At 57.1% G+C, this 6,074-nt stretch carries 6 protein-coding genes; 4 read left to right on the forward strand and 2 right to left on the reverse strand.

Annotated elements, in window-relative coordinates; genetic code table 11:
* The first annotated feature begins 21 nt into the window (after positions 1-21).
* Positions 22-708 carry a hypothetical protein gene (locus tag KIH81_RS08530; RefSeq protein ID WP_214304966.1) on the forward strand — a complete coding sequence of 229 codons (687 nt, stop codon included), beginning with the start codon at positions 22-24 and terminating at the stop codon, positions 706-708.
* A gap of 291 nt (positions 709-999) precedes the next feature.
* On the opposite strand, the gene KIH81_RS08535 is transcribed toward KIH81_RS08530, so the two are convergent.
* Together KIH81_RS08535 and KIH81_RS08540 are read right to left on the reverse strand one after the other, a co-directional pair.
* Positions 1,000-1,614 carry a sugar O-acetyltransferase gene (locus KIH81_RS08535; protein ID WP_214304982.1) on the reverse strand — a complete coding sequence of 205 codons (615 nt, stop codon included), beginning with the start codon at positions 1,612-1,614 and terminating at the stop codon, positions 1,000-1,002.
* Positions 1,615-1,928: 314 nt separating this feature from the next.
* Complete coding sequence (locus KIH81_RS08540) at positions 1,929-3,065, reverse strand: zinc-dependent alcohol dehydrogenase (protein WP_214304967.1); 1,137 nt, start codon at positions 3,063-3,065, stop codon at positions 1,929-1,931.
* 159 nt (positions 3,066-3,224) lie between these two features.
* On the opposite strand from KIH81_RS08540, the gene KIH81_RS08545 reads away from it, so the two are divergent.
* The 3 genes from KIH81_RS08545 (at position 3,225) to KIH81_RS08555 (ending at position 5,553) form a co-directional block, all read left to right on the forward strand.
* On the forward strand, positions 3,225-3,935 hold the full coding sequence (locus tag KIH81_RS08545; RefSeq protein WP_214304968.1) for an Abi family protein: 711 nt from the start codon (positions 3,225-3,227) through the stop codon (positions 3,933-3,935).
* A 693-nt stretch (positions 3,936-4,628) separates the two neighbouring features.
* Positions 4,629-5,081: a hypothetical protein gene (locus KIH81_RS08550; protein ID WP_214304969.1), complete on the forward strand. Its 453-nt coding sequence runs from the start codon at positions 4,629-4,631 to the stop codon at positions 5,079-5,081.
* 118 nt (positions 5,082-5,199) lie between these two features.
* Positions 5,200-5,553: a hypothetical protein gene (locus KIH81_RS08555; RefSeq protein ID WP_214304970.1), complete on the forward strand. Its 354-nt coding sequence runs from the start codon at positions 5,200-5,202 to the stop codon at positions 5,551-5,553.
* Positions 5,554-6,074: the final 521 nt, after the last annotated feature.

Raw genomic sequence — 6,074 nt, forward strand, 5'->3', positions numbered from 1 at the left:
CCCGGCAGATAGGAGGTTGCCATGAGAGCGATATTGTGGAAAGACTGGACGCTGTTGCGCAAAAGCCGGCTGTATATGGCGTTTGCCGTGGGAATGTGGCTGTTCGTACCGATTGTGGTCGCCGTGTTGGCCGTCGGTTCCCCGCAGGATGCCGCCACGGCCGACGGCGCATGGTCCTTTGGGGAAGCACTGGCCGGTTGGTACGGATACGTCGCCTCGATACTGGCGTTCGGCACGCTGTTTTCCAATTCCGCCACCATGGATTTCAGTGCCGTGCCGCGGTCCGATGGCACGTTGGAGAACTGGCGAGGCTCCGGCCGTCCGATGCTGCCGTACTGCGTGGCCAAGAGCCTGTTGCCGGTGATCATCGCGGAGTTCATGACCCTCACCAATGTGGGGTATCTGGTTTGGGCTGGGCTCGACGCCTCGACCAACGTGATGCAGGTGACCTATGTCGTGGCGTCCCCGGCCTTGCTGGCCTTCGCCGCCGAACAGCTGTACCTCGCCCTGCATGCCGGTTCGATGGGCTCGCTCTCGTTGGCGACGATACTGACGTCCGCGCCCATGCTGGTCTTCACGGTGCTCACGTTCACGGTTTCCCGACTGTGGTCGCTGGTGGTGCTGCTCGTCTTCGGACTGGCCGTCATGGGTGCGACCGTGGTCTCCTGCCGCCGCCGTTACCCGACCGTACTGAGGGCGATTGGCTAGGCTCTGTTAAACCATGATTGGCGTGACCCTTATTCTTGGCTCCCCTTGTCAGGACATCGCCGTGATGCAAACAGCAGAGCTGTTTGCAGGCGATGTGCGAGACGACAGTCGAGCCAGTGGACTGCGAACGAAGTTCGTCCTCAATTGCAGGATGAGCTGTCGGCGAAGCCGACTGAGGGGTAGTCCAGTGGAATTCATGTCATTTTTGGTCTAACAGAGCTATTGGTGAAGACCAATCGATCGGGTCACACATCGGCACTATTGCTGGTGATGGCCAGCTGTGGGCGGGGGCTACAGATCCTCGGAAATGCGGCGGTCTCGCCAGTAGTACTCGTTGTCGTGCTCGTTGATCTCGCGCATGACGCGGCAGGGGCTGCCGACCGCCACCGAGTTCGCGGGGATGTCCTTGGTGACCAGGCTGCATGCGCCGATGACGGAATTGTCACCGATGCTGACTCCCGGCAGCACGGTCACGTTCGCGCCGATCCACACGTTGCGTCCGATATGGATGGGTTCGGAGAACTGGGCGAGCCGTACGCGCAGGTCCGGCCGGATCGGATGGCCGGTGGTCACGAGCGTGACGTTGGGGCCGATCATGGTGTGGTCGCCGATGAAGACCTCGCCGTCGTCCACAAGCGTCAGATTGAAGTTCACGTACACGTAATCGCCCAGATGGGTCGAGCAGCCCCAGTTGGCGTGGAATGGCGGTTCGATCCACGTGTCCTTGCCCATTTCGGCGAAGTATTCGCGCAGCAGCGCGGCCCGTTCGGGGTCGGCGGCGGGCAGCTCGTTGGTCTTGCGCATGATGTCCCGCTGCTCCTGCTGCGCGGCGTCCATCAGCTCGCCGTCCCAGAGATATACGTCGCCGGAATGCAGTACGTCAAGCACCTGCTGCGGTACGGTCATCATCACTCCTTTTGTTTCGATGGATTCGGCTCTGTTCAACCAAATCGATACGGTCTTTTTCTCGCCCCCCTGCCATAGGAATTGATGGCGAAGCCGACTGAGGGGCAAACCGGTACGATTCATATCAACCTTGGTCAGCCGAACCTAAATGAACCATGTCGGTCGCAAACAACATTGACGGTTTCCGGCCCCCTTTGTTGCGGGAACCGGAAACGACATGTTCATGCCCAAGCTTGATTGAATCGCTGCCGGGTTTATACGGGTTCATCGCCCGTGCGGGTACCCGCGGACATCACAGGCACCCGCATCCACGCTCACAGCTCGGGCACGACCTCGATCTTGAGACCCTGCATGCTCAGCGCGTATTCCATGGCCTCGTTGATCTGGTCGAGCGGGAACACGTTGGTGACCAGATCCATGACGGGCAGGCCGCGGTCCTTGGACTCCTTGAGGAATTCCTGCGCCTCGAGCCAGTCGCCGGCCTGGTAGGTCCAGGAACCGGTGAGCTTGATCTCCTTCTGGCACACGTCCAGATGCGGGTTGTAGGTGGCGTCGCCGGTGTTGGTGAAGAAGCCGACCTCGCAGTAGGAACCACCGCGGCGGATGTACTTGAACAGGGCGGCGGCCGCGGCGGGCGAGCCGGTGCACTGGAAGCCCATCTCCGCGCCGAGGCCTTCGGTGACCTCACGTACGGCGTCGGCCGCGGCATCGACCGAATCGTAGTCGGAGAAGTTCACGGTGGCGGTTGCACCGAGCCTCTTGGCCATCTCCAGTCGGGCCTCCTTGGCGTCCACGGCCACGATGTTGCGGATGCCGTAGGTCTTGAGGAGCGCGACCAACAGCAGTCCGATCGGGCCGCAACCCTGGACCAGCACATGGGAGCCGTGCTTGAAGTCGTAGATCTTCTTGGCCTCCTCCACGGCGTGCACGATCACGGCCGCCGGTTCGATGAGAATGCGCAGGTCACGGTCGGGCATGTCGTTGACATTGAAGATCACCGCGCCCGGATTGCACTTCATATAGTCGGAATACCAGCCGTTGAAGAAGTGGTCCTCGCCGGGCATCAGGCCGTGGATCTCGCCGTTCTCGCACAGGTGGATCATGTCGGCGCGGCGCTTGCAGATGGCACAGTGGCCGCACGGGCGCAGACCGGTGACGATCTTGTCGCCCACCTTGAGCGGCTTGCCGGAGTAATCCGTGGTGACGTTCTTGCCGATCTTGACGACCTCGCCGGTGGCCTCATGGCCGAGCACGATGGGCGCGTAGCCGAACGGGTCGGAGCGGTATTCGGACTGGTCGGTGCCGCAGATGCCGCAGCCCTCGACCCGGACGAGCACCTCGTCGTCATTGATCTCCGGCAACGGCAGCGCGCGCACGTCAATGTGCCTCGGCTCCGTCAGAACGGCAACGCGGCCCTCAGCGGGGATGGTTGGTTCGGTGGTTTCGGACATTGTCATAACTCCTTTGTGATGAGGGAATGCCTTCATCACTTACGATAGTCTGTCCGGACGCCCGTTCCCCGCATCGACACCGCGAAAAGAAAATCCCCGGGGTTTCATGATGTTTCGCATGAGTGACTTTCCGGGGCATTCGCTAGTAGTATAGCCATCATGAGGCTCGAGAGTCAATCCGTCTCGCTCAACGAATTGCAACACTGGTTTTCCACCGAGCGCATGGACACCTATGTACGTTCTGCGAAAGCCACCGGCTGCGATGCGGTCGACCTGTACGTGTGGAACGGACGAACTTCCAAGGCGCTGCTTGAGGACATCGCGCACGTGGAGGTGCTGTTACGCAACTTCATGTCCGTTCGTCTCGCCAAAGCCTGCGGACATGACGATTGGTACAAGGATGACACACGATTCCGGTTCAACTCATCCAGGACAAGGCGCTTCGAGAACTCGGTTGACGAGATAGAACGTCAGATACGGCATGCGGGCAAGCCAGTCACACCAGGACGTGTGATCGCCGACATGTCACTTGGCTCGTGGTGCTTCCTACTTTCATCCAGATTGGAGCAAACCGTATGGAAAGCGCTGCGCGACCCGGCGAACGGCGGCATGCCGAACTACCCATCCCGTAAACGCGCCATGTTTGAAAGCCACGTCAAGATGATGCGCGACCTACGCAATCGTCTGTCCCATCAGGAACATATTGTGCTCGATAATCTTGATGCCGAGAACCAGTATCTGGATGAACAGTATGCCAATCTGGATTGGATTGCTCGAACCATCGAACCGAAGGCCGCTGACTGGATTCGCGGCCAGTCACGGGTGCCCGGGCTGCGCAAACTGCGCCCTCATCATTCGACGCTGAATTAATGAAAACACTTGCATTGGCGCATGTATCCGTACATAAGGTTTCCCGGAAGCGTCCGCCGATGCGTCTTGTAGCCGAGCAACGATGCCTGCCGTGATATATCGACTGCATATGGCTTGTATAGTCTCACCTGGCACGTTTCCCCGCAATGACAACCATCACGGTGAGCCATTTTCAGCCGGCCCGACCAAACGCCCTACTCCCGATCGGTAAGTGTGACGTTTTCTGCCGGTAGTTCCGGTGCACAATTCCAGTGTTACGAGATGACCAAATTCAGCATTGTCACTGAAAACTGGTGGGATCCTGATAGCTTGATCTTATGCACCGATGATGCATTATCCATGTATGTCAAAGCGGAACAGACATAATAGGTGTTTCCAGTCGTCTGGTAGCTTCAACCGTTGGAATGATGCTCGTCATCGTGTCCGTAGCCCAGACATGATTCAAACACGATGCCCCTGAGAACAGTGAAATCAGAGACACTCAGCGAATCTCGCAAACATCGCCAAAACGTCGTCACTGCAACGAAAGGCCGACGACAATCGCAAGGATATGTCTTGTAATCAAATCATGGTCCGAAAGCGAGCGAATCAACAATTAGTACTTCGCCCGCCACTGGTGTATTCTGGTGCGGTTCTCCCAAGTCGGTTGGCTTGAGCGGGCCATTGACGACCCAGCACATCACTCGGAGGACGATGATGAACGATACGACCGCACCATTCGAGCTCACATGTCTGATCTGCGGCAAAACAATCAGTCTTATTGAAGCGGATCTATTTGCCCAGGATCTGACCGATAGAAGCTTCTTACCCAATGGAGCCATGGAGCTATGCTCATACGGACATTACGGCACCACGTTCTTCGATCCCTGCGATGGGACACAAGTAGCCGCCCTCATCTGCGATGAATGCATGGAAGAACACAGCAATCGTCTTCTCTATATCGACAAACAACGCTATCTCAAGCCATACAACGCCGCCATGAGGGAACTTGAGGAACAGCGGAAAGTAAAGCAAGACGAACGTGAAGTAGCGCCCGCACCGCACCTTCCCACCGAGGAGCCCCAAGTGGACGAAGACGGTTATCCGATCATCAGCGAAGAGCTCCCACGAGCAACATCTTCGGAAAAGCCATTAGCAGACAACTAGCGGCAGTTCATATTCAACAATTGAAACCTCATCGAACACGGCAGAAGCATTTATGACCAATGAACTCACCGCACCTTTCCACTAGGTAATCACTGCCTAGTTCGAAAGGAACATCGCCATGTCCAGAACATGGAAGGACCGACCATACCGAGTCATGGAGGCCGAGGCCGAACATGCCGGGTATATGCGCAACAGATACTGGCCACTCCCCTGCTGTAACGCATCGGAGATAAGACTCGTACCTGATGTAACGGCATACGCCTACGCAGTCGGTTACGACGCACACATTCCCGCACATCACATGAGAGATTATCGCTGGATTGAAGATGACTGGATTCCCGACTATGGAGCCAATCATCGCGTCCGTGAAGCACTCAATGCCGCAACCATCGCCGCCAACAACGGCTATGACATGCGTGACTGGGATGATCCCATCGCCTATCAGCGACGCCGGCGCTGGATTATCGGATGAGATTGTGTCGTGTCCGCAACAGTTTGTTTTTGCGAACACGGCACAATCTCATACTCACTCACGGAAGATGACTCAATACCGTCCAAAATACTGAACTCCGATTCAAGCAGGTTCGAGCAATACGCACAGCCCAATGAGACACCGTATTCGTGCATGGTTTCAGATCTCAAGCGTGCGCAATGCCCAATGTTCGCCAAGCTCATCGACGGCATGGCGCAGCCTCCGCTTCTCAAACCAGCCCAACGATAATAAGAGGCATTCGCTGACATGTATACCGGCGAATGCCTCTTAATTTATATGGCACCAATTCCTGCTAGTCCCACAAATCATAGATGTTGTCGCCAATCCAATGCCAGACGTGCTGCGCTTCAATCCGGATACGCTTGGATATTTTCGAGGCTTCTGCTGTTTTCGTGGGTTAGGTTGCTGGTGTTGGTAGTTGGATGTTGAGTCCGCCGCATCTGAGCATGACGAGGCTGATGAGGTTGGTGACGTGGTGGAAGCCGTAGGCCATGCGGATG

The organism is Bifidobacterium miconisargentati, from assembly GCF_019331675.1.
GTDB lineage: Bacteria > Actinomycetota > Actinomycetes > Actinomycetales > Bifidobacteriaceae > Bifidobacterium > Bifidobacterium miconisargentati.

Bases quoted from the DNA above. Each gene is read 5' to 3' on its own strand.
- KIH81_RS08530 (WP_214304966.1), top strand. From the start codon at position 22: ATGAGAGCGATATTGTGGAAAGACTGGACGCTGTTGCGCAAAAGCCGG.
- KIH81_RS08535 (WP_214304982.1), bottom strand. From the start codon at position 1,614: ATGACCGTACCGCAGCAGGTGCTTGACGTACTGCATTCCGGCGACGTA.
- KIH81_RS08540 (WP_214304967.1), bottom strand. From the start codon at position 3,065: ATGTCCGAAACCACCGAACCAACCATCCCCGCTGAGGGCCGCGTTGCC.
- KIH81_RS08545 (WP_214304968.1), top strand. From the start codon at position 3,225: ATGAGGCTCGAGAGTCAATCCGTCTCGCTCAACGAATTGCAACACTGG.
- KIH81_RS08550 (WP_214304969.1), top strand. From the start codon at position 4,629: ATGATGAACGATACGACCGCACCATTCGAGCTCACATGTCTGATCTGC.
- KIH81_RS08555 (WP_214304970.1), top strand. From the start codon at position 5,200: ATGTCCAGAACATGGAAGGACCGACCATACCGAGTCATGGAGGCCGAG.